Origin of the sequence: Bradyrhizobium huanghuaihaiense (assembly GCF_025200885.1) — a bacterium.
GTDB classification, from domain to species: domain Bacteria; phylum Pseudomonadota; class Alphaproteobacteria; order Rhizobiales; family Xanthobacteraceae; genus Bradyrhizobium; species Bradyrhizobium huanghuaihaiense.
In genome coordinates this window covers 660,319-686,769 of record NZ_CP104172.1, presented here as the reverse complement: position 1 = coordinate 686,769, position 26,451 = coordinate 660,319, and the positions used below count along the sequence as shown (strand labels likewise).

27 protein-coding genes are annotated in these 26,451 nt (G+C 65.2%); 15 read left to right on the top strand and 12 right to left on the bottom strand.

What is annotated here, in order from left to right:
- Positions 1-10 precede the first annotated feature (10 nt).
- From N2603_RS03195 to N2603_RS03180, 4 genes are all read right to left on the bottom strand, one after another.
- Positions 11-967, bottom strand: a complete 957-nt coding sequence (locus N2603_RS03195) for a tripartite tricarboxylate transporter substrate-binding protein (RefSeq protein ID WP_260387662.1) — start codon at positions 965-967, stop codon at positions 11-13.
- A gap of 49 nt (positions 968-1,016) precedes the next feature.
- Positions 1,017-1,388 (bottom strand): dimethylsulfonioproprionate lyase family protein, encoded by a 372-nt coding sequence (locus N2603_RS03190; protein ID WP_260387661.1) that lies wholly within the window; start codon positions 1,386-1,388, stop codon positions 1,017-1,019.
- A gap of 27 nt (positions 1,389-1,415) precedes the next feature.
- A complete protein-coding gene (locus N2603_RS03185) occupies positions 1,416-2,054 on the bottom strand; it encodes an RraA family protein (RefSeq protein ID WP_260387660.1) in 639 nt (212 codons plus the stop codon).
- A 186-nt stretch (positions 2,055-2,240) separates the two neighbouring features.
- Positions 2,241-3,266 (bottom strand): alpha/beta hydrolase, encoded by a 1,026-nt coding sequence (locus tag N2603_RS03180; protein WP_260387659.1) that lies wholly within the window; start codon positions 3,264-3,266, stop codon positions 2,241-2,243.
- 209 nt (positions 3,267-3,475) lie between these two features.
- Here N2603_RS03180 and N2603_RS03175 point away from each other — a divergent pair, with 209 nt between their 5' ends.
- Positions 3,476-4,096, top strand: a complete 621-nt coding sequence (locus N2603_RS03175) for a hypothetical protein (protein ID WP_018644130.1) — start codon at positions 3,476-3,478, stop codon at positions 4,094-4,096.
- A gap of 117 nt (positions 4,097-4,213) precedes the next feature.
- Here the strand turns inward: N2603_RS03175 and N2603_RS03170 are convergent, their stop codons facing one another.
- Positions 4,214-4,423 carry a hypothetical protein gene (locus N2603_RS03170; protein ID WP_260387658.1) on the bottom strand — a complete coding sequence of 70 codons (210 nt, stop codon included), beginning with the start codon at positions 4,421-4,423 and terminating at the stop codon, positions 4,214-4,216.
- Between the two features lie 17 nt (positions 4,424-4,440).
- Complete coding sequence (locus N2603_RS03165) at positions 4,441-5,448, bottom strand: 2-dehydropantoate 2-reductase (protein WP_260387657.1); 1,008 nt, start codon at positions 5,446-5,448, stop codon at positions 4,441-4,443.
- 162 nt (positions 5,449-5,610) lie between these two features.
- Here N2603_RS03165 and N2603_RS03160 point away from each other — a divergent pair, with 162 nt between their 5' ends.
- Positions 5,611-6,204, top strand: coding sequence for a YidB family protein (locus tag N2603_RS03160; protein ID WP_260387656.1), 594 nt, complete (start codon positions 5,611-5,613; stop codon positions 6,202-6,204).
- 100 nt (positions 6,205-6,304) lie between these two features.
- On the top strand, positions 6,305-6,577 hold the full coding sequence (locus tag N2603_RS03155) for a GlsB/YeaQ/YmgE family stress response membrane protein (protein ID WP_018644134.1): 273 nt from the start codon (positions 6,305-6,307) through the stop codon (positions 6,575-6,577).
- Between the two features lie 128 nt (positions 6,578-6,705).
- Here N2603_RS03155 and N2603_RS03150 read toward each other — a convergent pair whose 3' ends face one another.
- On the bottom strand, positions 6,706-7,491 hold the full coding sequence (locus tag N2603_RS03150; RefSeq protein ID WP_018644135.1) for an SDR family NAD(P)-dependent oxidoreductase: 786 nt from the start codon (positions 7,489-7,491) through the stop codon (positions 6,706-6,708).
- A 245-nt stretch (positions 7,492-7,736) separates the two neighbouring features.
- On the opposite strand from N2603_RS03150, the gene N2603_RS03145 reads away from it, so the two are divergent.
- The 3 genes from N2603_RS03145 to N2603_RS03135 are packed head-to-tail and all read left to right on the top strand — an operon-like array spanning position 7,737 to position 10,837.
- Positions 7,737-8,801 carry an acyl-CoA dehydrogenase family protein gene (locus N2603_RS03145; RefSeq protein WP_260387655.1) on the top strand — a complete coding sequence of 355 codons (1,065 nt, stop codon included), beginning with the start codon at positions 7,737-7,739 and terminating at the stop codon, positions 8,799-8,801.
- A gap of 15 nt (positions 8,802-8,816) precedes the next feature.
- Positions 8,817-9,977, top strand: coding sequence for an acyl-CoA dehydrogenase family protein (locus tag N2603_RS03140; RefSeq protein WP_260387654.1), 1,161 nt, complete (start codon positions 8,817-8,819; stop codon positions 9,975-9,977).
- A 41-nt stretch (positions 9,978-10,018) separates the two neighbouring features.
- Positions 10,019-10,837, top strand: coding sequence for an enoyl-CoA hydratase/isomerase family protein (locus N2603_RS03135; RefSeq protein WP_260387653.1), 819 nt, complete (start codon positions 10,019-10,021; stop codon positions 10,835-10,837).
- 201 nt (positions 10,838-11,038) lie between these two features.
- Here N2603_RS03135 and N2603_RS03130 read toward each other — a convergent pair whose 3' ends face one another.
- From N2603_RS03130 to N2603_RS03120, 3 genes are all read right to left on the bottom strand, one after another.
- Positions 11,039-11,788, bottom strand: coding sequence for a VOC family protein (locus N2603_RS03130; protein WP_260387652.1), 750 nt, complete (start codon positions 11,786-11,788; stop codon positions 11,039-11,041).
- A 2-nt stretch (positions 11,789-11,790) separates the two neighbouring features.
- On the bottom strand, positions 11,791-12,582 hold the full coding sequence (locus N2603_RS03125) for an enoyl-CoA hydratase (RefSeq protein ID WP_260387651.1): 792 nt from the start codon (positions 12,580-12,582) through the stop codon (positions 11,791-11,793).
- 136 nt (positions 12,583-12,718) lie between these two features.
- The gene (locus N2603_RS03120) at positions 12,719-13,924 is read right to left on the bottom strand and encodes an ABC transporter substrate-binding protein (protein ID WP_260387650.1); all 1,206 of its coding nucleotides are present in this window, start codon (positions 13,922-13,924) and stop codon (positions 12,719-12,721) included.
- Between the two features lie 328 nt (positions 13,925-14,252).
- Here N2603_RS03120 and N2603_RS03115 point away from each other — a divergent pair, with 328 nt between their 5' ends.
- Entirely contained in the window at positions 14,253-15,023 is a 771-nt protein-coding gene (locus tag N2603_RS03115) for a thermonuclease family protein (RefSeq protein WP_311741100.1), read from the top strand.
- Between the two features lie 32 nt (positions 15,024-15,055).
- Positions 15,056-16,546, top strand: coding sequence for a M48 family metalloprotease (locus N2603_RS03110; RefSeq protein ID WP_482151233.1), 1,491 nt, complete (start codon positions 15,056-15,058; stop codon positions 16,544-16,546).
- A 183-nt stretch (positions 16,547-16,729) separates the two neighbouring features.
- Here N2603_RS03110 and N2603_RS03105 read toward each other — a convergent pair whose 3' ends face one another.
- Positions 16,730-18,058, bottom strand: a complete 1,329-nt coding sequence (locus tag N2603_RS03105) for an MFS transporter (protein ID WP_260387649.1) — start codon at positions 18,056-18,058, stop codon at positions 16,730-16,732.
- A 181-nt stretch (positions 18,059-18,239) separates the two neighbouring features.
- Here N2603_RS03105 and cyoA point away from each other — a divergent pair, with 181 nt between their 5' ends.
- The 7 genes from cyoA to N2603_RS03070 are packed head-to-tail and all read left to right on the top strand — an operon-like array spanning position 18,240 to position 25,173.
- A complete protein-coding gene (gene cyoA / locus N2603_RS03100; RefSeq protein ID WP_260387648.1) occupies positions 18,240-19,400 on the top strand; it encodes a ubiquinol oxidase subunit II in 1,161 nt (386 codons plus the stop codon).
- Positions 19,401-19,411: 11 nt separating this feature from the next.
- Complete coding sequence (gene cyoB, locus N2603_RS03095) at positions 19,412-21,409, top strand: cytochrome o ubiquinol oxidase subunit I (protein ID WP_018644145.1); 1,998 nt, start codon at positions 19,412-19,414, stop codon at positions 21,407-21,409.
- Positions 21,410-22,039 (top strand): cytochrome o ubiquinol oxidase subunit III, encoded by a 630-nt coding sequence (gene cyoC / locus N2603_RS03090; RefSeq protein ID WP_260387647.1) that lies wholly within the window; start codon positions 21,410-21,412, stop codon positions 22,037-22,039.
- Positions 22,036-22,416: a cytochrome o ubiquinol oxidase subunit IV gene (gene cyoD / locus N2603_RS03085; protein WP_260387646.1), complete on the top strand. Its 381-nt coding sequence runs from the start codon at positions 22,036-22,038 to the stop codon at positions 22,414-22,416. The genes cyoC and cyoD overlap by 4 nt, the downstream gene beginning before the upstream one ends.
- 13 nt (positions 22,417-22,429) lie before the next feature.
- Positions 22,430-23,278 (top strand): SURF1 family protein, encoded by an 849-nt coding sequence (locus N2603_RS03080; RefSeq protein WP_260387645.1) that lies wholly within the window; start codon positions 22,430-22,432, stop codon positions 23,276-23,278.
- On the top strand, positions 23,250-24,650 hold the full coding sequence (locus N2603_RS03075) for an ATP-binding protein (protein WP_260387644.1): 1,401 nt from the start codon (positions 23,250-23,252) through the stop codon (positions 24,648-24,650). Before N2603_RS03080 ends, N2603_RS03075 begins: the two co-directional genes overlap by 29 nt.
- Positions 24,640-25,173: a response regulator transcription factor gene (locus N2603_RS03070; protein ID WP_018644151.1), complete on the top strand. Its 534-nt coding sequence runs from the start codon at positions 24,640-24,642 to the stop codon at positions 25,171-25,173. Before N2603_RS03075 ends, N2603_RS03070 begins: the two co-directional genes overlap by 11 nt.
- A 298-nt stretch (positions 25,174-25,471) precedes the next feature.
- On the opposite strand, the gene N2603_RS03065 is transcribed toward N2603_RS03070, so the two are convergent.
- Positions 25,472-26,257 carry a CarD family transcriptional regulator gene (locus tag N2603_RS03065; protein WP_080648072.1) on the bottom strand — a complete coding sequence of 262 codons (786 nt, stop codon included), beginning with the start codon at positions 26,255-26,257 and terminating at the stop codon, positions 25,472-25,474.
- Positions 26,258-26,451: the final 194 nt, after the last annotated feature.

Below are 26,451 nucleotides of genomic sequence, written 5' to 3'. Positions count from 1 at the left end.
AATAGGCGTCTCACGCCCTGATATTGTTGTCCTTCACCACCTTGCCCCAATAGGCGACCTGCTTGTCGAAGAAGGTCTTGAAGGCGGGGCCGTCCTGGAGCAGCAGCGTCATGTGCTGGGTCTCCTTGAGCTGGGTGGCAGTGGCGGGCTCGCTCAGGATCTCCCTGGACGCGGTCGCCATGGCCGAGACGATATCGGGCGGCGTCCCCGCGGGCGCGAAAATGCCCCACCAGGCCAGCGTCTCGAAATCCGGAAAGCCGGCCTCGATCGCGGTCGGCGTGTCCGGCAGCGCCTGCAGCCGCTCGCGGCCGAGCTGCAGGATCGGACGCAGCATGTTGGTGCCGAGCTGGGCGGCGACCAGCGCCGCCGATCCCGCGATCAGATCGACATGCCCACCGAGCACGTCGTTCATCGCGGGGCCGCCGCCGCGATAGGGCACATGCATGATCTCGACGCCGGCCTTGTTGCCGAGCACGGTCATGGCGAGATGGCCGAGCGTGCCGATGCCGACGGAGGCGTATTTCACCGCGCCGGGCGTCGCCTTGCAGGCGGCGACGACCTCGGCAAAGCTCTTATAGGGACGGCCGGCGCCGGCCGCGATCACATAGGGCGCAGTGCCGATCAGCAGCACCGGCATCAGCTCGCGCTCAACATCGACCGGCGGCTTGTCGAGGATGGACGGGATCACGGCGTGGGAATCGAACGTCACCAGGAACGTCGCGCCGTCGGCCGGGCTCTTGGCGACCTGCGCCGCGCCGAGCGCGCCGGCGGCGCCCGACTTGTTTTCGACCACGACGATGCGGTTGAGCTTTGTCTGCAGGTTGCTCTGAAGCAGCCGCGCCATCGCGTCGGTCGAGCCGCCCGGCGGGAACGGCACGACCAGCGTGATTTTCGAGGCTTGCGCGCTTGCCGGTGCCATCGCGAGGATGGCGGGCGCGGCGAGCAGCGCCCGTCGTGTGATCGTCATGGTCCCCTCCCTTTTGTTTTTCGCGCTTTGCTTTTTTGCTTTTGAGCGCTCAGGTCGTGCCGAAACCGGATCCCGGTTTTCTGTATTCTGGCCGAGGCGGACTGAAAATGTCCAGCACACGGGCGCCATCGGGGCCGGCGCGCATGGTGTGCGGCACGTTGCCGGGCGTGCGCCAGAAGTCGCCCTTCTTCACCGGGATTTCCTCATCGCCCTGGACCCGGATCGCGGAGCCGTCGAGCAGCACACCCCATTGCTCCTCGGGATGATGATGCAGCGAACCTTGCGCATGCGGAGCCAGCGTCACCACCGACAGCATTGCCTGCTCGCCGGAGAAGATGCGCGTCGTCACCCCCGCGGCGAGCTCGCGGAACAGCCCGTCGTCGGGATTGTCGATATTGTGGAATTCGTCCTTCTGGCTCACGCCGCTCTCCCCTTCGTTCTTCGCTGGTCAGGCTTTGCCGTATGAGCCCTGGTAGCGGCCCTCGCGGATCGCCTTCATGGTCTCTTCCTCGCGCGCGACCTGGGCACGCACGGCCTCGAGCAGCGCGGCGGCACCAGTGGCCGGAAACGACACCACGCCGTCCTCGTCGCCGACGACGATATCGCCGGGCGCGATCACGGTGCCGCCGATCGTAACAGGCACATTGATCTCGCCGGGACCGTTCTTGTAGGGACCGCGATGGATCACCGCGCGGGCGTAGCAGGGGAAGTCGTCGGCCGCGAAGGCCGCGACGTCGCGGATCGCGCCGTCGATCACATAGCCTTCGGCTTTGCGCCACTGCGCGATGTTCTTCATGATCTCGCCGACCAGCGCGCGCGTCTCGTCGCCGCCGCCATCGACCACGATGACGTCGCCGGGCCCGACCAGATCCAGCGCGCGGTGGATGGCGAGATTGTCGCCGGGCCGGGTGCGCACGGTGAAGGCCGTCCCCACCAGCTTGCCGCCGCGATGATAGGGCTTGAGCCCCACCGCGCCGGGCAGCCGGGCGAGATTGTCCGAGATGACCGAGGTCGGCGCACCGCGAAAGCCCGCGATGATCTCGGCGGGCGGCTTCGGCACGCTGTTGGCGGCGATCGTGATCGTCATGTCAAAGAGTCCTTTCGTGAATTTTCTTATTCAGCATGCGCCGGCGCCTTCGCCGGCAAAATCCGGAAGGCGCGCCCTTCCTTCATCCACGCCGCGCGCTCGTCGCGCAACAGGCTTCTTGGCGGCACCTCGGGGTGAGGCACTCGCGGGACGAAGTGTAACAGCGACAGCTGCGCCTTCAAGACATCAGCGCTCGGCGCCGCAGCCCGGACTATCGAACAGCGCCGCGAGCCCGCATTTCGAGGTCAGCATCTTGTCGCCGTCATGGCCGACGCCGGCGATATCCCAGACCCGGTGATTGGGCGTGCCATGGTCGCGCTTGGCCATCGCATCGGCATAGGCGTGACCGCGGGCGTAGCGCGTCGGCCCCTGCGCCTCCGCCATGCAGCTCTTATCGAGCGCGGACTGTTTTGGATTGGTGTCGAGCGTGCCCAGCAGGTAGATCACCTCGCGCTCGACATAGCGCTGCTCGAGTGCCGCAGGTGTCGCGTCCGCGAGATAGGGCGGACGGTCGCCCATACCGTATTTCCAATTGTCGTAGCCGGGACAGGATGCGGCAACCTTCGGCAGCGGCCGCTCAGCGCTGAAATAGGCATAGGACGAGGGATTGGCGACGACGTAGCGAATGTCGATATGCTGGCGCAGCAGCGGCGCCTCGCCCTTGCCCGCGATCGCATAGCGCTGCACCACCTGCCCGCCGCCGGAATGCCCGGCGATCACGACCTGCTTCAGGTTCGGAAAGACGCGCCGGTCCGAGAGTTTTGCCAGGATCGCATCGAGCGCCTCGAACGACGACACCGGATTCGGCGCGAGCGCGGCATCGCCGCCCTCCCAGCCCTCGAGCGACCAGCGCAGCGTGTCCGCGGGCAGCCTGTGCGCCTCGATATCGATCTCCGCCAGGAATTGCGGAACGATCATCAGCGCGCTCTTGCCGTCGTCGCCCGCTGCGGCCTGCGCGTTGTTGGCCGATATGTAATATTCGTCGGCATTTCGTAGGCGTCCATGCAGCACGATGACCGCGCGCGAGACTGCCGGCAGCGGCATCGACCAGTCGCGCGAGAGGTAAAGCGGCAGCATTCCCCGCCCGCCGACCGAGAGCCTGGCATCGCCGATGGCCTTCACCGGCTTGCGGTTGGGTGCATCCTCTGCTGCGAAGGCATGGCCGCACGTCAGCATCAGGGCGAGTGCGGCAAGTCGGGCCAGCGCTCTCATCACGGAGATTCCCCCTCGGATTCAAATCGATAAAAGTCTAAGCGCATCACGTGCCGCGCGGCTGTGACTCCCGCGCCACGTCAAGCAAAAAATGTCAGCATCGCAGCCATGAAATTCCCGGGTTCCATGGGTGACAAGCCGGCGATAAAGGGGCAAAAATCTGGCCCGACTCGGTTCGGGTTGAGTCGTGTAAGGAATGCCCTCGTAAAATGTCGCTTGTCGTTGCATCGCGTCGTGCGGCGCTTCTCGTTGCCGCAGCAGGATTTTTTCTGCTGACGCAGTCGCATGCCCAGGCGCAATGGTGGAAACGCGCGCCCGTCGACTTCGAGGAATGCGCCGATGCCGCCGAGAAGGCCGCAACCAAGGCCGAGAAGACAGCCGCGCTCGCCGATTGCAACGCCAAGTTCGCCGGCCGTCGCAAGCCGGGTGGCGGCTACACCTATTACGACTTCCTCCAGGACCGCACCTTCGACATCGCCGGCCCCAACCCGACTCCGGAGGAGCAGAGGAAGATCGACGAAACCTATACCGCCTACCTCGCCAATCAGCGCCGCAGCAATGAAGCGGCCCAGGCCACCGCGCGCCAGCAGCGCGAGCAGCAGGAGCAACAGGTCCAGCAGCTTCAGCAGATCGCCCTGCGAACCGAGGCCGAGCGCGTGCCGGTGCCGGTCGAGCGGCCGAAGGTGCAGCAGACCGCCGGCCAGCGCCCGAAGGGCGCGGCCTGCACCAAGGGCTCGTTCTCCTGCGAATGGCCGCGGCTGTCGGAAAGCTTGAACGACCTCAAGAAGCTGTTCAGCCCGACGCCGAGCAAGCCGGCGAAGAAGGGGTAGCCAGCCACAGCCGTCATTGCGAGCGCAGCGAAGCAATCCAGAGTCTTTCCGCGGAGGGATTCTGGATTGCTTCGCTGCGCTCGCAATGACGAATGGATAGAGATTCCCGCCCCATCCTCAATTCGCGTGCTTCTTCTTTGTCCGCTTCGGCTTTGTCACTGGCGCATCCACCGTCGCCGCCGGTGAACCACCCAACTGCGACCTGCTCTCCTGCAATCGCCTGTCATAGCCGGGCGAGGTCATGACCGTCGGCGGCCTCGCAAGGGCGAGCGTCGATCCGCCGCAGAGCGCGGTCAGCGCGAACCCGATCATCAAACAACGCCTCATCGCGTTCCTCCCTGCGCTCAGGCCGTCCCGCGAATCTGCTGCGGCGACAGCCCGGGCGGGCCGTTGCCGGCAACTTCCGCCTCCTTCACCAGCGCAACAATGCGGCGCATCAGCGGCACGGCGACATTGTTCTGCTCGGCAAGCGCGATGACCTCGCCCTGGAGATAGTCGATCTCGGTCTTGCGACCCTGCTTCAGATCCTGCCACATCGAGGAGCGCGCCTCGGGATCGATCTTCATGGTCCGCCCGAGGATCGCTTTGAAGATCATGTCGGGCAGCCGCAGCAATGTCGGAGACCAGTTCATCGGGATCGGCGTTGACGACACCGGCGCGATGCCGGCGGCGTGCAGCGCGGCCAGCCCCTCCGCCATCTGGTCGGCAAACAATCTTCGCCAGTCGCGGCTCGCCAGTTGCGCGGCGAGCGGCATGTCGGACAGCGCGCTGAGCGCGTTGTTCAGATTGATGATCAGCTTGCCCCATTGCACGCCGGTCATGTCATCGCTCGCGCGCACGTTAAGGCCGGGCACCGAAATCGCCCCGGCGGTGTTTGCCTCGTCTTCTCCGACATGGATGTCACCGGAGCTCGAGCGGTGGAAGCGCCCCTCGCCCATCGCGACCACGTTGAACGGCACCATGCCCGCCAGCACGCGCCGGCCGCCGAGACGCTCGCGCAGCACCGCGACATTGCCGATCCCGTTCTGAAGCGAGACGATCACGGCATCCTGCGGCGCGTGCTGCGCGATCTGGTCCGCGACATCGGCGGTGTCGGCGCTCTTCACCGTGACAAGCACAACTCCGGCGCTGTGGAAGATCGCAGGGTCTTCCGAGAGCGCGAGCTGGCCGGCACCGAGCTTCTTCTCGGCCCCGTCGAAATCGGTGAGAAGCAGGCCGAACCGCTCGATCTCGGTCTTCACCCGCGGCCGCACCAGGAGCGCGACGCGGCGGCCGGCCGCTGCCAGCATGCCGCCGACGAAACAGCCGATGGCGCCCGCCCCGGCCACCACGATGGGTCGATCCGCAACCACCTCGTTCTCCTTAACGTCCCGCTTCGATAGCAGAGGCAGCGCCGCCTGCCCATTGGTTGCGGCGCATCCGCCTTGTAACCGTCATGAGAGCCCCATATGTTTTCGCCCCGGGGGGCAGTCAGCGGCGAGCGCTCGCCGAACGAGACGCCAAAGGAGAGTACCATGGGTCTACTCGATGTCCTCAACGGCATGCAGAACGGCCCCCGCGGCCCGAGCACGCCAAGCTCAGAGCAATCCTCCGGCGGCATGTCGCCGATGACCATGGCGCTGCTAGGCCTGATCGCCTGGAAGGCCTTCAAGCATCTGACGGCGGGCCAGCCCGACGCGGCGCCTGCCCCGCAGCAGCGCTCACCGCTGCCGCCTCCGACGCCAGTCAACACCGGCAATGCCGCGCTTCCCGGCGACAGCGGCGGCCTCAGCGATCTGCTCAAGGGCGGCCTCGGCGGCCTGCTCGCCGGTGGCGCGGCCGGCACCGTGCTGAGCGGCGGGCTCGGCGATCTCCTCAAGCAGCTCCAGCAGGGCGGCCAGGGCGAGACCGCGAATTCCTGGGTTGGCAAGGGCGAGAACAAGCCGATTGCGCCAGGCGATCTGGCCAATGCGCTCGGTGCCGACCAGATCCAGAGCCTGTCCGCCCAGAGCGGCCTGTCGCGCGAGGAGCTGCTCTCCGGTCTCAGCCAGTATCTGCCGCAGGTGGTCGATCATCTGACGCCGGACGGACGGCTGCCGACCGAGAATGAAATCTCGGGCAGGATTTAGGAGAAGTCTTCAGTTCAGTTTGAGCGTGATCCGCTCGGAAAACCGCGGCGCACTTTTCCGGATCACGCTCTGCGAATTCAGGAAGGGGAGGAGCACTGTCATGAGTTTCGGCGGCCTGTTGTGGATCATCATCGTCGGCTTCATCGCCGGCCTCATCGCGCGCTGGCTCGCGCCGGGGCCGAACAATCCGAGCGGCTTCATCCTCACCACCATCCTCGGCATTGCGGGTGCGTTTCTGGCGACCTTCATCGGTCAGGCCATCGGTCATTACAGCCCCGACCAGGGCGCCGGCTTCATCATGGCCACAGTCGGCGCGGTGGTGGTGCTGTTCATCTGGCACCGCCTGGTGGCCAGCGGGGTGATAAAAGGGTAGCGCGCTAAGGCGTCGGTGGAAGGCACACTGCCTCCACATCGTCATTGCGAGGAGCTCTTGCGACGAAGCAATCCAGACTGTCACCGCGGACACGTTCTGGATTGCTTCGCTTCGCTCGCAATGACGAGTTAGGTAATCAAATGCATCCCCGCATCCATGCGCACGACCTCGCCGGTCATGTTGCTGGAGGCCGGCATCGCCAGGAAGCAGACGAGCTGCGCGATGTCGTCGGCGGATGATGCGACCTTCAGCGGCACCTTCGCCACCACGCTGTCGCGCACCTGCTTGGCACCCGCCTCGCCGCGGCCCTTGGTGAACCAGGGCGTGTCGATATAGCCGGGGCACACCGTGTTGACGCGGATCAGCGGCGCCAGCGCGCGCGACAGCGACAAGGTCATGGTGTTGAGCGCGCCCTTGCTCGCGGCATAGGCGATCGACGAGCCGACGCCGCTGATGCCGGCGACCGACGACACGTTGACGACCGCCGACGGGCGGCCCGATGCCTTCGCACCGGCCTCCAGCAGGCTGCGCGCGGCGCGCACCATCTGGAACGGGCCGATGGTGTTGACGCCATAGAGCCGCTGGAAATCCTCAGCCGACAAGCCGTCGAGATCGGCATGGGCGACATGCTTGGTGATGCCGGCATTGTTGACGAGCACGTCGAGGCGGCCCCAGCCGCTCGCTGCCGCGACGATCTTGCGGCAATCCTCATCCTTCGAGACGTCGCCCTGCGCAACCAGCACCTCCGCAGCGCCCGCCTTGCGGCAGACTTCCGCAGTGGCCTCGGCCTCCTTCTGGCTCGACGAATAGTTGATGACGAGCCGCGCCCCGCTCCGTGCGAGAATTTCCGCGGTCGCAGCTCCGAGGCCGGATGCGGACCCCGTCACGATTGCGCACAAGCCGTCCTTTGCCATCCGGTATTTCCTTCCTTTTGTAAGTTGCTGGCGCCCTGTTTAGCGAGTTTGCCGCGCCCTGCAAATCGAGCAAACTCCGCTAAGCGGAATTAGTCCAGGCCACTCTCGCCCCCATGTCCGCGCCGCAGATGGACCTGCGATCAACGCTTGTCAGGGCCATGGCTTTTTCCGATCATCGGGCGCAAGAAGAGACTGCACGCCAGCTCATCAGGCAGGCGCGCCAATGGCAAAACACGGGGAACGCTGTGGCGGAGAGTGACAATATCGTCGTCGAGACCGCGGAAAAAATCTTCGCCGATCTCGCCGATCCGCAGACCATCAACAACGACAAGAACAATTCGTGGCAGGCGCCGCTGTGGCAGGCGCTGAGCGAAGCCGGCTTGCCGCTGGCGTGGGTGCCTGACGATCTCGGCGGCTCCGGCGCGAGCCTTGCCGACGGTTTTGCCTTGCTGAACGCCGCCGGCCGCTTCGCCGTCGCGGTTCCCCTGGCCGAGACCATGCTGGCGGGCTGGCTGCTCGCACAGGCAAAGATCGCCTCGCCCGAGGGCGAGATGACGGTCGTGCCGGCGGGCCCGAAGGATCGCATCACCCTTGATGCCGATGGCGCGCTCTCCGGCCGTGCCCGCGGCGTGCCCTTCGCCAAGGCAGCGAAATATTTTGCGGTGCTGGCGCACGGCAAGGATGGCGCGGTCGTCGCGCTGGTCGATGCCAGCAAGGGGCGGATCGAATCCGGGCTCAATGTCGGCTACGACCACAGCGACACCGTGACGCTCGACAAGGCCCAGCCGATCACGATCAAGCCAGCACCAAAGGGGCTCGACCAGACGACCCTGATGCTGATGGGCGGCGTTGCGCGCAGCCTGCAGATCGCCGGCGCGCTGGAAGCGATGCTCGACATTTCCGTGCGCTACTCCAACGAGCGCGTCGCCTTCGAGAAGAAGATCTCGAAATTCCAGGCCGTGCAGCACAACCTCGCGCGCCTCGCCGGCGAGTCCGCTGCGGCGCTTGCGGCCGCAACATCTGCGGCCGACGCCATCGCGAATGCAAAATCGTTCAACGACGAGGTCTATCTCGAAGCCGCCTCGGCAAAGATCCGCTGCGCGGAAGCCGCCGAAAAGGGCGGCGGCATCGCGCATCAGGTCCACGGGGCGATCGGCTTCACCATGGAGCACATCCTGCACCGCTATTCGCTGCGGGCACTGGCCTGGCGTGACGATTTTGGTTCGGAAAGCCATTGGGCGGTCGAGCTCGGCAAGCTGGTCGCCACCAGAGGCGCCGATGAATTGTGGCCGCTCGTGGCGTCGCGCTGATCGGAGAGAGAACACATGACCGCAGCCCTCCGTTTCGATCCGATCCGCTTGCCCGAAAAATGCGAGCAACTGCGCAAGGAAGTACGCGCCTTCCTTGCCGAGGAAATCGCAGCCGGCACCTTCGATCCGAACAAGCCCAACCGCGAGGACACCGACGCGCCGGAATTCTCCCGCCGGGTCGGCGCCAAGGGCTGGCTGGGGATGACCTGGCCGAAAAAATATGGCGGCCAGGAGCGCTCATTCCTCGAACGCTATGTCGTGACCGAGGAGATGCGCGTCGCCAATGCGCCGACGCGGCGCTTCTTCGTCGCCGACCGCCAGAGCGGGCCGGTGCTGCTGAAATATGCGCCCGAGCACATCAAGATGGAGATCCTGCCGCGGATCTGCCGCGGCGAGATCTGCTTTGCCATCGGCATGAGCGAGCCGAACTCCGGCTCCGACCTGTTCGCCGCGAATACGCGCGCGACCAAGACCGACGGCGGCTATCTCATCAACGGCACAAAAATCTGGACCTCGTCGGCGCACATCGCCGACTACATGATCGCGATCTTCCGCACCTCGCCGCCGACCAAGGAAAACCGCCGTCACGGCCTGACCCAATTCCTGGTCAAGATGAAGCAGCCCGGCATCAAGGTGAACCCGATCGGCCAGATCACCGGACAGTACGAGTTCAACGAGGTCGTCTTCACCGATCACTTCATCCCCGACGATCACGTGCTCGGCGAAGTCGACGGCGCCTGGAAGCAGGCGACGAGCGAGCTCGCCTATGAGCGTTCGGGTCCCGAGCGTTTCCTCGAAACCTACTACGTGCTGACCGAGCTGGTCCGCGCGGTCGGTCCCAACCCGGACACGCGCAGCGCCGAAGGCATCGGCCGCCTCGTCGCGCAGCTCCACACCATGCGGCGCATGTCGGTTTCCGTTGCCGGCATGCTGCAGGCCGGCAAGGAGCCGGTGGTCGAGGCGTCCATCGTCAAGGACATCGGCACGGTCTGGGAGCAGCAGCTCCCGCACCGCGTGCGCGATCTCGCCGCCTTCGTCGAGGAGACCGCGACCAATCGCGAGACCTTGGAGCGCCAGCTCGACTTCGCGATCAAGACCGCACCGAAACTCACCATCCAGGGCGGCACCACCGAGGTGCTGCGCGGCATCATCGCCCGCGGGCTTGGCTTGCGCTAGTCGCGCGGACTTGGCTTACGCTCATTCAATCGAGGATCATCATGAGCACGTATAAAGACATCGGCGTCGAGAAGGTTGGGCACGTCGGCACCATCGAGATTCGCAAGCCCCCGCTCAACTTCTTCGACATCTCGCTGATCAACCAGATCGCGGATGCGCTCGACGAGTTCGACCGCGACATCGAAATCCGCGCTTCGGTCCTGTCGGCGCAGGGCAAGGCGTTCTGCGCCGGCGCCAATTTCGGCGACCCGGCCCGACAGGCGCAGGAAGTGCGCGAGGCCGAGCAGGCCAAGAAAGGCGATCCGGCCGACAATCTCGGCCAGATCAGCCATCTCTACATCCAGGCCGTGCGCATCTTCCGCGCCAAGAAGCCGATTGTTGCGGCCGTGCAAGGAGCAGCCATCGGCGGCGGCCTGGGCCTCGCAGTGTCCGCCGACTTCCGGGTCACCTGCCCGGAAGCGCGCTTCTCCGCGAATTTCACAAAGCTCGGTTTCCATCCCGGCTTCGGCCTCACGGTGACGCTGCCGGAGCTGATCGGCACGAACAACGCCGAGCTGATGTTCTACACCAGCCGCCGCGTCACCGGCGAAGAGGCCTACAAATGGGGCCTCGCCAACGAGCTGGTGCCGCAGGACCAGGTGAAGTCGACCGCGATGAAGCTCGCCGGCGAAATCGCCGAATGCTCCCCGCTCGGCCTGCTCTCGACCCGCGCCACGTTGCGCAACGGCCTCGCCGACCGCGTCATGGCCGCGACCAATCACGAACTCGCCGAGCAGACGCGCCTGCGCGCGACGGAGGATTTCAAGGAAGGTGTGAAAGCCACGGAAGAGCGCCGCGCGGCGAATTTCAGGGGAAGGTGATTGCGGCAGGGTCTCGCCGTGTCCCTCTAGCGCTTCCACAAACTCCCTGTCGTCCCCGCGAAAGCGGGGACCCATAACCACAGGGAGTGGTTGTAACGCGCGTTGACAACTCCGAGTCTTCGCCAAACCACTCCCTGTGGTTATGGATCCCGGATCTGCGCTTCGCTTGTCCGGGACGACAGCGGTGCGTGTGGCAACCGCTCAAGCACCAAGCCGGAACGTCACACCGCCGAGCAGAAACTCGTTCCCCGCGACCGCAAGGCCCCTCGCCTTGGCGGCATGCAGCACCTGGGCCACGTCAGCCACCCGAAACTCCAGCGCGCTCATGATCTCGCTGGCGCCCTTGACGAAGCGGAAAGTGGCATTGGGCAGCTCCAATTCGGCATCGCGTGGCGCAACGCCGATGATCTTGCCCCAATGCTCCGCCAGCCCCTGCGGATCCGGACTCTGCAACTCCACACTCGTCAGCGCCTGCGTCACGTCCTTGCGGATGAATTTTTGCCAGTCCGGCCCAGCGGGCGGATAAGCGCCCAGAATGTCATCGCTGCCTTCGGTATGGTTGAACTCGATGAAGGCGGCGCGGCAGTCGCGCGGGTGAAGCTGCACGCCGTGATAGGGCGCGTGATCGATCACGTTGGCGGTACGAACACCGATCGCATTTGCATTGCGGCCGCGCTCGTCGGGATCATCGCAGCAGAAGATCGCCATGTAGCCGCCGCGGCCGCCGGTCTTCTCGATGAAACGGCCCGCCGTGGTGCCGTCCTTGAACGGCGCGACCACTTCCAGCAGGATCGTATCCACCGGGAGCAGTGCGTTCTCCAGGCCGTATTTGGCGACGTTGCCGTCGCGATAGCAGACGGCGAGACCCATGATCCGGGCGATGTCGGTGATCACGGGCTCGAGATGCGGCGCGACCAGGCAGATCTGCCGCAAGCGCATATAGGACGCCATCGTCACTCGCCCCTGAAGGCGGGCTTGCGCTTCTCGACGAAGGCTTTTGCCGCCTCCTTGTGATCGGCGGTGTCGCCGCAGCGGGTGTGGTGGATGGCCTCGCCGTCGAAGCAATCCTCCAGCGCCAGATGCTCGGCATTGTTGATGTTGCGCTTGATGTAGCCGAGCGCGATCGAGGGCCCTTGCGCCAGCGACAACGCCAGCTCATGCGCGGCCGCATCGATCTCGGCGTCGGGCACGACCTTCGTCACCATGCCGATCGCGTACGCTTCCTTCGCGGTCAGCACCGGCGACATCAGATAGAGCTCGCGCGCCCGCGCGCTGCCGAGCAGCTGGGTCAGGAAATAGGTGCCGCCGTAATCGCCGGAGAAGCCGACTTTCGCGAAGGCGGTGGTGATCTTGCAGGATTCAGAGGCGATGCGCAGGTCGCAGGACAGCGCCATCGAGAGGCCCGCGCCGGCCGCCGCGCCGTCGAGCTGCGCCACCACGGGCTTCGGCATCTGGTGCAGGATGCGCGAGACCTCCATGCCCCGGCGCAAATTCGCAAGCTTCTGCTCGAACGGCAGCGGCGCCCGGCCCTCCGCCATCGACTTGACGTCACCGCCGACGCAGAACGAGCCGCCGGCGCCCTTGAACAGCACCGCGCGCACCTCCGGATCATCAGCGGCGCGGCGCGCCGCCTCGACCAGCCCGCGCACCATGTCGGGGTTGAGCGCGTTCTTCCGCTCCGGACGGTTCATCGTGATGGTGAGCAGCCCGCCTTCGAGCTTCTGCAGGACCATGTCGTTGCTCACAGGACGTCTCCCTTGTTGTTGTTTGACCGAGCTATCACCCCACCCGTCATTGCGAGCGAAGCGAAGCAATCCAGAGACGTTTCCGCGGAGACAGTCTGGATTGCTTCGTCGCAAGAGCTCCTCGCAATGACGAGGCTTATTTCTTCACCAGCGGGCAACGCGACTGCTCCAGCGACTGGAACGCTTCGCTGCCGGGCACGGTGGCGAGCAGCTTGTAGTCGTCCCAGCGGCCCTTGGACTCCGACGGCTTCTTCACCTCGAACAGGTACATGTCGTGGATCATGCGGCCGTCCTCGCGGATCTTGCCACCCTTGGCGAAGAAGTCGTTGATCGGCGTCTCCTTCATCACCTTCATGACCGCGGCGGCATCGGTCGTGCCGGCCGCCTTCACGGCCTTGAGGTAATGGGTCACGGACGAATAGACGCCGGCCTGCGCCGAGGTCGGCGGCCGCTTGACCCGCTCCATGAAGCGCTTCGAGAACGCGCGCGTCTCGTCGTTCATGTCCCAATAGAAGGCCTCGGCCAGCAGCAGGCCCTGCGCGGTCTCCAGCCCGATCGAGTCGATGTCGGTGACGAAGGCGAGCAGCGGCGAGACCTTCTGGCCGCCCTTGGTGATGCCGAACTCGGCCGCCTGCTTGATGGCGTTGACGGTATCGCCGCCGGCGTTGGCGAGGCCGATCACCTTGGCCTTGGACGCCTGGGCCTGGAGCAGGAACGACGAAAAGTCCGACGTGTTGAGCGGATGGCGGACGCTGCCGAGCACCTTGCCGCCGGTCTTGGTCACGACGTTGCTGGTGTCCTTCTCCAGATCCTGGCCGAAAGCATAGTCCGCGGTCAGGAAGAACCAGGTGTCGAGGCCCGACTTCACGGCGGCAAGGCCTGTCACGTTGGCCTGTCCGAACGTGTCGAACACGTAGTGGACGGTGTAGGGACCGCAGGCCTCGTTGGAGAGACGGATCGAGCCCGGTCCGTTGAACATGATGATCTTGTTGCGCGCTTTCGCGATCTCGCCGGCGGCGAGCGCAGTCGCGGACGCCGCGACGTCGTAGATCATCTCGACGCCCTGATTGTCGAGCATGTCGCGGGCGATGTTGCCGGAGAGATCGGCCTTGTTGAGATGGTCGGCCGCCAGCACCTGGATCTTGCGTCCCAGCACCTCGCCGCCGAAATCCTCAACGGCCATCTTCGCCGCGGTCTCGCTGCCGGGACCGGTGATGTCGGCATAGAGGCTCGACATGTCGAGGATGCCGCCGATCTTGAGTGGCGGCTTGTCCTGGGCCTGCGCGGCGCTCGCACTCAGGGCAAACGCGGCGGCAAAAATGCCGGACAGAATATTCTTCATCGAAAAAGACCTCCCTTATCGCGCCGTGCTCTGATGGCGGCTTGGTTATTGCTGTTGCCGCAATCATGCCGCATGCGCGAGAGCGCAGCAAGCACGGGGGTGCTGCAAGCGCACGATTGCCGCGCATGTTTTCCGCAAAACGGAATGGTGGCGTGCGGAAAGATGCTTCCACATCGTCATTGCGAGCGCAGCGAAGCAATCCAGAGTCTTTCCGCAGAGACAGTCTGGATTGCTTCGCTGCGCTCGCAATGACGGCGTTCGAGGAAGCCCCTTCGCGCCCCGCCACGCTTGAGTTAAGCTAACGCGCAACACAACCTCTCCGGGTCACGTGACGCGACTGCTTCTTCCCATCATCGCATTTTTCATTTTCGCGGGTCACACCGCGTTCGCGGCACCGTGCCAGTTCGAATCGCAAGGCGAAGGCCGCGTCGCCGCCATCGTCGATGCGCGCAGCGTGCGGCTCGACGACGGTCGCGAGATCCGTCTCGCCGGAATCGAGCCCACGGCGACGACGAAGCAGGCGCTGACATCCCTGCTCGCCGGCCGCGACGTGACGCTGCGAAGCGCCGACGACACGCCCGACCGCTACGGCCGCCAGGGCGCACTGGTCTTCCTCGATGGAAGCGACACGTCCGTCCAAGCCATGCTCCTGGCCCAGGGCGAGGCGATTGCCTCCGCCGAAATCACCGACAAGGACTGCGCGGCCACCCTGATGGCGTCGGAGGCGCAGGCAAGGCGCCAAAAAATGGGCAGCTGGGCTGACCCATCGGCCATAAAAAACCCGGAAAGTCCGGACGATATTTTGGCGGGGATCGGGCGCTTTATGGTGGTCGAGGGCAAAGTCCTGTCGGTCCGGCAAGCTGGGGCAACCACCTACCTCAACTTCGGACGGAACTGGACACGCGGCTTTGCCGTGACTATTTCAAAGCGCGCACTACCGGCGTTCGAAAGTGCCGGGATTTCCCCTAAGTCATTGGAGAACCGACGTATTCGGGTCCGGGGCTGGATTGAGGGGACGACGGGGCCGCGTATCGATGTGCGTCTCTTGGGACAGGTTGAATTGCTGGGCGCAACTGAGCCTACTGGGGTAAGGCCTTAACGGCCAGGCACGGGTTAAGCGACGTGAATGGGGTGCTAGAACGGCACGGACTGGGTGATTGCCGCCGCCTGCGGGCTGCGCCGGCCGCGCTTTGCCTTGCGCTGGGCGGGCTTCTCGCCGGCTGCGGCGACATGAACCGGTTCCAGACCGCCGCCGCCCCGCCCACCGTGGCGATGCCCAAGCCGAAGCCTGCGGTCGCGCAGACCCCGGCCACCGAGAAGGAGCACGAGCGCATCCTGGCGAGCTATGGCGGCGCCTATGACGACCCCAGGCTCGAATCGCTCGTCAGCAAGACCGTCGACCGGCTGGTCGCCGCGTCCGAGCGCCCCGACCAGGGCTACAAGGTCACCATTCTCAATTCCGGCGCGGTGAACGCCTTCGCGCTGCCGAACGGCCAGCTCTATGTGACGCGCGGCCTTCTTGCGCTGGCGAGCGACACCTCGGAATTGTCCTCCGTGCTCAGCCACGAGATGGCGCATGTGCTGTCCAAGCACGCCGCGATGCGCGAGGACCAGGCGCGCCAGGCCGCGATCGTCACCCGTGTAGTCACCGACATGAGCAACGACCCCGACCTCACTGCGCTCGCGCTCGCCAAGACCAAGCTCACCATGGCGAGCTTTTCGCGCAACCAGGAGTTCGAGGCAGACGGCATCGGCGTCGGCATCTCCGCGAAAGCGCATTTCGACCCTTATGGAGCCGCACGCTTCCTTTCGGCGATGGAGCGCAATGCCGAGCTCAAGGCCGGCAAGAGCTCGCTCGATCCGCGCGCGCAGGATTTCACCTCGTCGCATCCGGCAACGCCCGAGCGCGTGCAGAATGCGCAGAACATCGCGCGGCAATATGCGGCGCCTGAGGGCGCCGAGCGCGACCGCGAGAGCTACCTCGCCGCGATCGACAACCTCGTCTATGGCGAAGACCCCAGCGAAGGCTTCGTTCGCGGCCGCCGTTTCCTGCATCCGAAACTCGGCTTCACCTTCCAGGCGCCTGATAATTTCACGCTCGACAACACCGCGCAGGCGGTGATCGGCGTGCGCGATGGCGGTTCGCAGGCGATGCGCTTCGACGTCGTGCGCGTCCCGGCCGAGCAGTCGCTCGGCGACTACCTCAACTCGGGCTGGATGGAAGGCGTCGAGAAGGCCTCGACCGAGGATATCACCATCAACGGTTTCCCGGCCGCGTCCGCCACCGCCAAGGGCGACCAGTGGCAGTTCAAGGTCTATGCGCTGCGCTTCGGCAGCGACGTCTACCGCTTCATCTTCGCGGCCCGGCAGAAATCGACCGAGAGCGAGCGCAACGCGCGCGAGACCGTCAACTCATTTCGCCGCCTGACGCTCGACGAGATCCAGGCCGCGCGCCCGCTGCGCATCAAGGTCATCACCGTGCAGCCCGGCGACACCGTGGAATCGCTCTCCCATCGCATGGCCGGCGTCGACCACCCCGCCGAGCGCTTCCGCGTGCTCAACGGCCTCGACCGCACCGCGCAGGTAAAGGTGCGGGATCGCGTGAAGGTCGTCGCGGATTGAGGTTGCGCTAAGCGCACGTCATCCCGGGGCGCGCTTGAGCAGCGAACCCGGGATCTGGGGCTACAAATTCGCTGCCGTAGGGTGGGCAAAGCGAAGCGTGCCCACCATTCCCCACCACAATCGCTGAAAGGTGGTGGGCACGGCGCTATGCGCCTTTGCCCACCCTAGAGGCTCCGCGCTTGATTAACCGCCCGCGTCCATATCCCCGGCCTCGCGCTGGCCGCTGAGCCAGAGCGCGAGCAGGGTCCAGAACGCGCCGGAGAGCAGATAGGCGCCCGAGGCGATGACGCCGAGATTGGTCGCAAGCAGCAGCGCGACCAGCGGCGCGAAGCCGGCGCCGAAGAGCCAGGCCATGTCGGAGGTCAGCGCCGAGGCCGTGTAGCGATACGCCTGCTTGAAGTTCGAGGCGATCGCGCCCGAGGACTGGCCGAACGAGAGGCCGAGCAGGATGAAGCCGATCACCATGTAGATGGTCTCGCCGAACGCGCCGGCGTCGAGCAGCTGCGGGGCAAAGCCGCTGTAGATCGCGATCGCGATCGCCGAACCCATCAAGAGCGACTTGCGGCCGACGCGGTCGGCGATGACGCCGGAGGCCACGATCGCGGCGACGCCGAACACGGCGGCGACGATCTCGATGATCAGGAAGCGCACCGGGCTCTCGCGGGTGAACAGGAACACCCAGGACAGCGGAAACACCGTGACCATGTGGAACAGGGCGAAGCTCGCCAGCGGCGCGAACGCGCCGAGCATGATGTTGTGGCCTTCGCGCGCGACGGTGTCGGAGATGCGCGAGGGCTGCAGTTCGCGGGTCTCGAACAGCGAGGCGTATTCTTCCGTCGTCACCATGCGCAGGCGGGCGAACAGCGCCACGACGTTGATGGCGAAAGCAACGAAGAACGGATAGCGCCAGCCCCAATCGAAGAAGTCGTCGGCCGAGAGGTTGCCGGCGAAATAGGCGAACAGCGCGCTCGCCACGATCAGCCCGAGCGGAGCCCCGAGCTGCGGCACCATCGCGTACCAGCCGCGCTGGGAGGCCGGCGCATTCAGCGCCAGCAGCGAGGCCATGCCGTCCCAGGCGCCGCCCCAGGCCAGACCCTGCGCGATGCGCGCCAGCGCCAGCAGCCAGATCGCGGCAACACCGATCTCGTGATAGCCGGGCAGGAAGGCCAGCGCGACGGTGGCGGTGCCGAGCAGGAACAGCGCCGAGACCAGCTTGGCCGTCTTGCCGTACTCCCGGTCCACCGTCATGAAAATGACGGTGCCGATCGGCCGCGCCAGAAACGCCAGCGCGAAGATCATGAAGGAATAGAGCGTGCCGGTCAGTTCGCTGGTGAACGGGAACACCAGGCGCGGGAACACGATCACCGAGGCGATCGCGAACACGAAGAAGTCGAAGAATTCCGAGGTGCGCCCGATGATGACGCCGATGGCGATCTCGCCGGGACTGGCCTGGTCGTGGCCGTGCTCGCCCGAGTGGAGGTCTGCCATTGCGGGGGTCTGTGCCGTCGCCATTCGTGCGCCCTTAACGTCCTGAAAACCAAAGCCGACCGCCCGGCGGGGAGCCAGGCAATCCGGCCCTGTCTGGCCCAACATTCCGCAGTGCAACATTGGACAAATTGTCCAATGTCCGGATTGCTGCGTCGCAGCTACCCGTTGGCCCCGCAAAGGAAACTCATTCTCAAAGGCTCGGCCCGTGTCTCGTCTCAAGATCCTGGCGCTACTACCTCTGGCTGCCGCACTCAGCGGCTGCGACTACGTCGTGCTGGCGCCAGCCGGCGACATCGCTGCCCAGCAGCGCGACCTCGTCATCATCTCCACCGTCCTGATGCTCCTGATCGTCGTCCCCGTGATGGCGCTGACGGTGCTGTTCGCCTGGCGCTACCGCCAGTCCAACACCTCGGCCCGCTACGAGCCGGAATGGGACCACTCGACCAAGCTCGAGCTGGTGATCTGGTCGGCGCCGCTGCTGATCATCGTCTGCCTGGGCGCGCTGACCTGGATGGGCACGCATCTGCTCGACCCCTATCGCACCCTCGGCCGCATCAAGGCGGAGCAGGCCGTGGACCAGTCCAGGGCCCCCCTCGAAGTGGACGTCGTCGCGCTCGACTGGAAATGGCTCTTCATCTACCCGGACTACGGCATCGCCACCGTCAACGATCTCGCAGCTCCCGTCGATCGTCCGATCAAGTTCCGCATCACCGCCTCCTCGGTGATGAACTCGTTCTACATCCCCGCGCTCGCCGGCCAGATCTATGCGATGCCGGGCATGGAGACCAAGCTCCACGCCGTCGTGAACCACGCCGGCACCTACAAGGGTTTCTCGGCCAACTACAGCGGCGCCGGATTCTCCGGCATGCGCTTCAACTTCCAGGGCCTCGACGACAAGGGCTTTGACGCCTGGGTCGCGCAGGCCAAATCCGCCGGTGGCTCGCTCGGCCGCGCCGAATATCTCCAGCTCGAGAAGCCCAGCGAGAACGAGCCGGTGCGCCGCTACGGCACGGTCGATTCCGATCTCTACCGCCTGATCCTCAACATGTGCGTCGAGACCGGCAAGATGTGCCAGAGCGAGATGATGGCGATCGACGCCAAGGGCGGCCGCGGCCACGAGGGCCTGAACAACACCCTGCCGCTCACCTACGACAAGCACGCCCGCCGCGGCACCCCGCTCGGGCCGGAGCCGACCTTCGTCGCCGGCACCTGCACGCCGGATGCGCCGCAGGGTCAGACCACCGCGTCGATCAAGGCCCCCACCGACATTGCGCCGCTCACCGGCGCCGGCCTGAAGCGGCCGACCTTCGCGCCACTGAAGTCCTCGTCCTTCTTCCTCGGACAGCGTCCGAAGTCAGACTCCTAAAGAGAACGCGCATGTCTCCTGATCTTCTCAAGCTCATCTTCGGCCGGCTCGGCCTCGAATCGCTGCCGCTGCACGAGCCGATCGTCGTCGGCACCTTCGCGGTGGTCGCGCTCGGCGGCGCCACGCTGCTCGCCGGCCTCACCTATTTCCGCCTCTGGGGCTACCTCTGGCGCGAATGGTTCACCACGGTGGACCACAAGCGCATCGGCATCATGTACATGATCCTCGGCATCGTCATGCTGCTGCGCGGCTTTGCCGACGCGCTGATGATGCGCGGCCAGCAGATGCTGGCCTTTGGCGGCTCCGAAGGCTATCTCAACGCCCATCACTATGACCAGGTCTTCACCGCCCACGGCGTGATCATGATCTTCTTCGTGGCGATGCCGCTGGTCACGGGCCTGATGAACTACGTCGTGCCGCTGCAGATCGGCGCGCGCGACGTGTCGTTCCCGTTCCTGAACAATTTCAGCTTCTGGATGACCGTCGGCGGCGCGGTGCTGGTGATGGCCTCGCTGTTCATCGGCGAGTTCGCCCGCACCGGCTGGCTGGCTTATCCGCCGCTGTCGAACATCGGCTACAGTCCTGACGTCGGCGTCGACTATTACATCTGGGCGCTGCAGGTCGCCGGCGTCGGAACGACGTTATCCGGCATCAACCTGATCTGCACCATCGTCAAGCTGCGCTGCCCCGGCATGACCATGATGAAGATGCCGGTGTTCACCTGGACCTCGCTCTGCACCAACATCCTGATCGTCGCCTCCTTCCCCGTCCTGACCGTCGTGCTCGCGCTGCTTTCGCTCGATCGCTACGTCGGCACCAACTTCTTCACGAACGATTTCGGCGGCAGCCCGATGATGTACGTGAACCTGATCTGGATCTGGGGTCACCCCGAGGTCTACATCCTGGTTCTCCCGGCCTTCGGCATCTTCTCGGAAGTCACCTCGACCTTCTCCGGCAAGCGGCTGTTCGGCTACACCTCGATGGTCTACGCCACGGTGGTCATCACCATCCTGTCGTACCTGGTGTGGCTGCACCACTTCTTCACGATGGGCTCGGGCGCCAGCGTCAACTCGTTCTTCGGCATCACCACGATGATCATCTCGATCCCGACGGGCGCGAAGATGTTCAACTGGCTGTTCACGATGTATCGCGGCCGCATCCGCTACGAGCTGCCGATGATGTGGACGATCGCCTTCATGCTGACCTTCGTGCTCGGCGGCATGACCGGCGTGCTGCTGGCGGTGCCGCCGGCCGACTTCGTGCTGCACAACAGCCTGTTCCTGATCGCGCATTTCCACAACGTGATCATCGGCGGCGTGGTGTTCGGCGCGTTCGCCGGCATCAATTACTGGTTCCCCAAGGCGTTCGGCTTCAAGCTCGATGTGTTCTGGGGCAAGCTGTCGTTCTGGTTCTGGGTCGTCGGCTTCTACCTCGCCTTCATGCCGCTCTATGTGCTCGGCCTGATGGGCGTGACCCGCCGCCTGCGCGTGTTCGACGATCCGTCCCTGCAGATCTGGTTCGTCATCGCCGCGATCGGTGCCTTCCTGGTCTTCCTCGGCATCCTCTCGATGCTGATGCAGTTCGCAGTCAGCCTCCTCAAGCGCGAGCAGCTCAAGGACGTCACCGGCGATCCCTGGGATGCGCGCACGCTGGAATGGGCGACCTCCTCGCCCCCGCCGGACTACAACTTCGCCTTCACCCCCGTCGTTCACGACAATGACGCGTGGTGGGACATGAAGAAGCGCGGCTACCAGCGTCCCCTCACCGGGTTCAAGCCGATCCACATGCCCAGCAGCACCGGCACCGGCGTCATCCTCGCCGGCCTCGCCACCGCGATGGGATTCGGCCTGATCTGGTACATCTGGTGGCTGGCGGCTGCGAGCTTCCTCGCGATGCTCGTCGTCGGGATCGGCCACACCTTCAACTATCACCGCGACTTCGACATTCCGGCTGAAGACGTCATCCGGACCGAGGACGCGCGCACCAAACTGCTCGCCGGAGCCAAGTAAATGACTGTCGCTGTCAATCCCACGCAAACCGGCGAGCCGCTGTTCTATCTCGCCGACGAACACCCGCATCCGGAAGGCTACAGCACCTCGCTCGGCTTCTGGATCTACCTGATGAGCGATTGTCTCATCTTCGCGATGCTGTTCGCCACCTTCGGCGTGCTCGGCGCCAACTACGCCGCCGGCCCCGCGCCGAAGGACCTGTTCGACCTCGACCTGGTCGCGGTGAACACCTCGATGCTGCTGCTGTCGTCGATCACGTATGGTTTTGCCATGCTGACGATGCAGCAGAACAAGGTCGCCCAGACGCAAATGTGGCTGGCGATCACCGGCCTGTTCGGTCTCGCCTTCATCGGCATCGAGCTCACCGAGTTCGCCCACATGATCCATGAAGGCGCCACGCCCCAGCGCAGCGCCTTCCTGTCCGCCTTCTTCACCCTGGTCGGCACCCACGGTCTGCACGTCTCCTGCGGCATCATCTGGCTGGTGACGCTGATGGTGCAGGTGGGGAAATTCGGCCTGATCGAGGCCAACCGCCGCCGCCTGATGTGCCTGTCGATGTTCTGGCACTTCCTCGACGTGGTCTGGATCGGCGTCTTCACCTTCGTCTATCTCCTGGGAGTTCTGCGATGAACACCGATACTCACGCAGCCGGCGCGCACGACCATCACCACGACGACGGCCACGCCCACAGCACGTTCTCGGGCTACATGCTCGGCTTCGTGCTCTCGGTCGTGCTCACCGCGATCCCGTTCTGGCTGGTGATGAGCGGCGTGCTGCCGAGCAAGCAGATCACCGCGCTGGTCATCATGGCCTTCGCGGTCGTGCAGATCGTCGTGCACATGGTTTACTTCCTGCACATGAACGCCAAGTCCGAGAATGGCTGGACCATGATGGCGCTGATCTTCACCATCGTCATGGTGGTGATCGCGCTGTCCGGTTCGCTGTGGGTGATGAGCCACCTCAACAGCAACATGATGCCCATCCATCAGATGAGCGGAATGAAGTGAGCGATACCCTGACGTGAGCAAGACTCGGACCGTGACGAGCAAGGCAGACCGGACGGGCGGCAAGGCTGCGCGTCCGCGCCTGTGGCTCACGGTCCTCTCGCTCACGGCCTTTGCACTTCTGGTCGCCCTCGGCGTCTGGCAGATCGAGCGCCGCGCCTGGAAGCTGGCGCTGATCGACCGCGTCGAGCAGCGCGTCCATGCCCCGGCCCAGCCGATCCCCGCGCCGGCGGCCTGGTCCTCAGTCACCGCCGCAAGCGACGAATACAGGCATGTCAGCGCCACCGGCCGCTTCCTGCACGACCGCGAGACGCTGGTTCAGGCGGTGACCGAGGAAGGCCCCGGCTATTGGGTGCTGACGCCGCTTCAGCGCGCCGACGGCACGCTGGTTCTGGTCAACCGCGGCTTCGTGCCGACCGAGCGGCGCGACGCATCGACGCGCCAGGCCGGTAATCCCGAGGGCAAGGTCGAGATCACCGGCCTGTTGCGGATCACCGAGCCGAAGGGCGGCTTCCTCCGCAACAACGTTCCCCAGCACAACCGCTGGTACTCGCGGGACGTCGCCGCGATCGCGGCGGCGCGCGGCCTCCACGAGGTCGCCCCGTTTTTCGTCGATGCCGACGCCGGATCACAAAGCGCCGGCGGGCCCATCGGCGGATTGACCGTGATCCGCTTTCCCAATAACCACCTGGTCTATGCGCTGACGTGGTTTGCCCTGGCTTTCATGCTGGCCGGTAAACTTCTCGTCACATTCGGCGGCGGGCTGTTCCGCCGCAGGCGCTTCGTCCACGAACCGGCCGGCGGCCCTGATGCCGCTGCCCGCAGGACGGGATCAGATGCTGGAACGATCGTCGAACAGGCCTGACGACGGAAGAACGCAGACGCTCGCCCAAAGCGGGGGACTGGCCGTCACGCTGCAATCGCAGGCGGATACGCGCAGCGAGCTGATCGGCGCTGCGCCCACCGACGACGAGACCAACCGCAAGAACATGGCGCTGCTGATCCAGCTGCGCTGGACCGCGGTGGTCGGCCAGATCGTGACCATCGGCGGCGTGCATTTCTGGCTCGGAATCCCGCTGCCGCTGGAGCGGATGGGTGCGGTGATCGGCGCGCTGGTGCTGCTCAACGTCTCCAGTCTGGTCTGGGTCCGCCATCGCGCAGCGATCTCCAGCAACGAGCTGCTGGTTGCCTTGATGCTCGATGTCGCGGCGCTGACTGCGCAGCTTTACCTCAGCGGCGGCGCGACCAATCCCTTCACGTCACTCTTCCTGCTCCAGGTGACGCTGGCCGCCGTGCTGCTCGACGCGCGATCGACCTGGTCGCTGGTGGCGCTGACCTGCGCGTGCTTCGTCTGGCTGACGATGGCGTATCGACCGCTCGAGCTGCCGCCGAACCCGATCAGCGAGACCTACAGCCTCACCGTCACAGGCATGCTGCTGGGCTTCGCCCTCAATGCCGTGCTGCTGGTCGTGTTTGTGACCCGCATCAACAGGAACCTGCGCGAGCGCGACGCGCATCTGGCGGCGCTGCGCCAGCATGCAGCCGAGCAGGATCACATCGTCCGCATGGGTCTGCTTGCCTCCGGCGCCGCGCATGAGCTCGGTACGCCGCTGGCTTCGCTCTCGGTCATCCTCAGCGACTGGCGCCGCATGCCGGATCTTGCCGCCAAGCAGGAGCTCGCCGAGGACCTCGCGGAGATGGAGACTTCGCTGCAGCGCTGCAAGTCGATCGTGACAGGGATCCTGGTGTCGGCCGGCGAAGCCCGCGGCGAAGGCTCCTCGCCGACGACGGTGACGGCGTTCGTCACCGCTCTGGTCGACGAATGGCGCAACGCCCGTTCGGCGCGCACGCTCTATTTCGTCAACACGTTCGGCGAGGACGTCGCCATCGTCTCCGACGTCGCGCTGAAGCAGGTCATTTTCAACGTGCTCGACAACGCCTACGAGGTCTCGCGCGACTGGGTCGAGCTTGTGGCCGAGCGCGAGGGCGACAATCTCGTGCTGTCGATCTCCGATCGCGGCCCGGGCTTCGCGCCGGAGATGCTGGCGCAGCTCGGAAAGCCCTACCACTCGAGCAAGGGCCGCACCGGCGGCGGGCTCGGCCTGTTCCTGGTGGTGAACGTGGTGCGCAAGCTGGGCGGCAGCGTGACTGCCGAGAACCACAGGAAGCGCGGCGCCACGGTGCGCCTGACGCTGCCGCTCGCAACGCTCGCGATCGGAGGCAGCTTTGACGCCTGACCGTTCGCTCATCGTCGTCGAGGACGATTCCGGCTTTGCGCGCACGCTGAAGCGCTCGTTCGAGCGCCGCGGCTACGAGGTCGTGATCGCCGCCTCGATCGAGGAGGTGCGCAAGGTGCTGGAGGAACGCTCCTTCGGCCATGCCGTGGTCGACCTCAAGCTGGGCGGCGCCTCCGGGCTCGCCTGCGTCGAGCTGCTGCATACGCATGACGAGGACATGCTGATCGTGGTGCTGACCGGCTTTGCCAGCATCTCGACCGCCGTCGAAGCGATCAAGTTAGGGGCCTGCCATTACCTCGCAAAGCCGTCGAACACCGACGACATCGAGGCCGCCTTCCACAAGGCCGAAGGCAACGCCGAGGTCGCACTCGACAGCCGGCCGACCTCGATCAAGACGCTGGAATGGGAGCGCATCCACCAGACCCTGATCGAGACGGATTTCAATATCTCGGAAGCGGCGCGGAGGCTCGGGATGCACCGGCGCACATTGGCGAGAAAGCTCGAGAAGCGACCGGTGAAGTGAGACAAGGCGCGTCTCTCTCCTCTCGTCGTCCCCGGCCTAGTGCGCAATTGCGCACGGGGGGCCGGGACCCACCGCGGAATCTATCGTTGCGACCGGTAGAAGTACCGAACGACTAATCTTCGTCAAACTTCTCCCTGGGGGTATGGGTCCCGGCCCCCCGTGCGCAATTGCGCACTAGGCCGGGACGACACTGAGCTTGTTGAACCGTTATCGCGGACGACGCGTCATCACCCTGCCCCCCAAAACAAAAAGCCCGGCCGAGCGGCCGGGCTTTTGATCTCTTGCGGTCGACTTCGGCTTACGCAGCCTCGTCGGCGACCGTGGTGTCGTCGCCATCGGTATCGTCGGCATCGCCCTCGGCATCCGCCTCGCCCTCGGCGGCCTCAGCCTTGGCGTTGCGGCGCGGGCTCTTGGCGAGCTGGGCCTCGATCTCCTTGACCGCTTCGGTCTCGGTCGAGTGCTGCACCACCGCGATCTCGCGGGACAGACGGTCGAGCGCCGCTTCATAGAGCTGGCGTTCGGAGTAGGACTGCTCCGGCTGCGATTCCGAGCGGTAGAGGTCGCGCACGACTTCCGCGATCGCGACGATGTCGCCCGAATTGATCTTCGCTTCGTATTCCTGGGCGCGGCGCGACCACATGGTACGCTTGACGCGGGCGCGGCCCTTGAGGGTCTCCAGCGCCTTCTTGACCAGCGCCGGCTCGGACAGCTTGCGCATGCCGACATTGGCGACCTTGGCGGTCGGAACGCGCAGCGTCATCTTGTCCTTGATGAAGTTGATGACGAACAGCTCGAGCTTCGCGCCGGCGATCTCCTGCTCCTCGATGGCCAGGATCTGGCCGACGCCGTGGGCGGGATAGACGACGAATTCGTTGGCCTTGAAGCCCTGACGCTGGGTCACGACCTTCTTTTCCTCGACCTTCGGCGCAGCGGCGGGCTTGGCCGCCGGCTTGGCAGCAACGGGAGCCTTGGCAGGAGCAGCAGCAACAGGGGCCTTCGGCGCGGGCTTGGCAGCGGGAGCCTTGGCAGCAACAGGCTTGGAAACGGTCGCTTTCGCGGCCGGCTTGGCAGTCTTGTTAGGCATTGCGCTTCTTTTGTTCTTCGAGGACTTTGCAGCCGGCGCCTTCGTCGCGGTCCGACCTTTGGATGCGCTACGGCTGGCCGCGGCGACTTTTTTGGCCTCCTTATGGGAAGCCCTCGCTGAAGTACTCTTTTTACGCGTTTTCTGTGACACAGCCTGCGCGCGGAAACTGCCACGCCCCTGTTCGACATTTGGTT

What these genes read in the sequence shown, in the direction of transcription:
- N2603_RS03195 (WP_260387662.1), bottom strand. Translation starts at nt 967, where the DNA reads ATGACGATCACACGACGGGCGCTGCTCGCCGCGCCCGCCATCCTCGCG.
- N2603_RS03185 (WP_260387660.1), bottom strand. Translation starts at nt 2,054, where the DNA reads ATGACGATCACGATCGCCGCCAACAGCGTGCCGAAGCCGCCCGCCGAG.
- N2603_RS03180 (WP_260387659.1), bottom strand. Translation starts at nt 3,266, where the DNA reads ATGAGAGCGCTGGCCCGACTTGCCGCACTCGCCCTGATGCTGACGTGC.
- N2603_RS03175 (WP_018644130.1), top strand. Translation starts at nt 3,476, where the DNA reads ATGTCGCTTGTCGTTGCATCGCGTCGTGCGGCGCTTCTCGTTGCCGCA.
- N2603_RS03170 (WP_260387658.1), bottom strand. Translation starts at nt 4,423, where the DNA reads ATGAGGCGTTGTTTGATGATCGGGTTCGCGCTGACCGCGCTCTGCGGC.
- N2603_RS03160 (WP_260387656.1), top strand. Translation starts at nt 5,611, where the DNA reads ATGGGTCTACTCGATGTCCTCAACGGCATGCAGAACGGCCCCCGCGGC.
- N2603_RS03155 (WP_018644134.1), top strand. Translation starts at nt 6,305, where the DNA reads ATGAGTTTCGGCGGCCTGTTGTGGATCATCATCGTCGGCTTCATCGCC.
- N2603_RS03150 (WP_018644135.1), bottom strand. Translation starts at nt 7,491, where the DNA reads ATGGCAAAGGACGGCTTGTGCGCAATCGTGACGGGGTCCGCATCCGGC.
- N2603_RS03140 (WP_260387654.1), top strand. Translation starts at nt 8,817, where the DNA reads ATGACCGCAGCCCTCCGTTTCGATCCGATCCGCTTGCCCGAAAAATGC.
- N2603_RS03135 (WP_260387653.1), top strand. Translation starts at nt 10,019, where the DNA reads ATGAGCACGTATAAAGACATCGGCGTCGAGAAGGTTGGGCACGTCGGC.
- N2603_RS03130 (WP_260387652.1), bottom strand. Translation starts at nt 11,788, where the DNA reads ATGGCGTCCTATATGCGCTTGCGGCAGATCTGCCTGGTCGCGCCGCAT.
- N2603_RS03120 (WP_260387650.1), bottom strand. Translation starts at nt 13,924, where the DNA reads ATGAAGAATATTCTGTCCGGCATTTTTGCCGCCGCGTTTGCCCTGAGT.
- N2603_RS03105 (WP_260387649.1), bottom strand. Translation starts at nt 18,058, where the DNA reads ATGGCGACGGCACAGACCCCCGCAATGGCAGACCTCCACTCGGGCGAG.
- cyoB (WP_018644145.1), top strand. Translation starts at nt 19,412, where the DNA reads ATGTCTCCTGATCTTCTCAAGCTCATCTTCGGCCGGCTCGGCCTCGAA.
- cyoC (WP_260387647.1), top strand. Translation starts at nt 21,410, where the DNA reads ATGACTGTCGCTGTCAATCCCACGCAAACCGGCGAGCCGCTGTTCTAT.
- cyoD (WP_260387646.1), top strand. Translation starts at nt 22,036, where the DNA reads ATGAACACCGATACTCACGCAGCCGGCGCGCACGACCATCACCACGAC.
- N2603_RS03075 (WP_260387644.1), top strand. Translation starts at nt 23,250, where the DNA reads ATGCTGGAACGATCGTCGAACAGGCCTGACGACGGAAGAACGCAGACG.
- N2603_RS03065 (WP_080648072.1), bottom strand. Translation starts at nt 26,257, where the DNA reads ATGCCTAACAAGACTGCCAAGCCGGCCGCGAAAGCGACCGTTTCCAAG.